The organism is Vibrio sp. 03_296, from assembly GCF_002265885.1.
The window spans coordinates 1-829 of record NZ_NPKW01000972.1 but is presented as its reverse complement, the minus strand read 5'-3'; the positions used below and the strand labels follow the sequence as shown (position 1 = coordinate 829).

General features: G+C 46.2%; 1 pseudogene. It reads left to right on the top strand.

What is annotated here, in order from left to right:
• Window positions 1-609: pseudogene (gene yebU, locus CIK04_RS29250) on the top strand (16S rRNA (cytosine(1407)-C(5))-methyltransferase RsmF); the annotation flags it as partial.
• Window positions 610-829 lie beyond the last annotated feature (220 nt).

Below are 829 nucleotides of genomic sequence, written 5' to 3'. Positions count from 1 at the left end.
TGAAAGTTTGAGTTCACTCTTTGATGGCGCAGAAAAAGCGTTAACAGAAGAAGGGTTTTTGCATATTTTCCCACAAGTGTACGACAGTGAAGGTTTCTTCGTCGCGCGTATTCGCAAACTGGCGTCGGTCAACACTCCAGACGTCAACAAGAAATGGGTAAGTTCATTTCAAAAGCGAGTAAAAAGAGAGCGCTTTGATTGAGAAATCCCTCTCTGATTCACTCGATATCAGTTTACCAGCGGACAGCACCATTTGGTTACGAGACAACGATGTTTGGCTCTTCCCTAATGCTTTAGAACCCATGCTGGGTGAACTGCGTTTCTCTCGAATGGGGATCAAGCTGGCTGAAAAGCACAAGAATGGCTATCGTTGGCAGCATCAGATTGCAACAACACTAGCCAGTGGCGATGAGAAAACCGTTGTGGACATTGACACCGATGCCGCACGCGAATGGTTTATGGGCCGCGATATCTACCCAGAAAACAGTGGCAAAGGCGAAGTTTTCGTTACGCTACCAAGGCGCAATTATTGGTTTGGGTAAGTGGGTAAGTAACAAAATTAAGAATGGATTACCGCGAGAATTAGTCAGAGATAAGAATTTGTTCTAAATCTAAGACTGCTTCCAGAATCAGCGCTGCGTGGGTCTTAGAACCAAGCAGCGCAGTAAGCCTGTACTACACTTAGGATCAGTTGGATGTGAAACCCAAGTAAGAATCTCCCCTTCTGTAACATTCTTACCACTCACATAGCAACACTGTTTAGCGCAGCTCTTAAGAGCCATTCCCCTAGGCCCACCGACGGAACCGATTGGGCCTCTTTTTTTGCGGG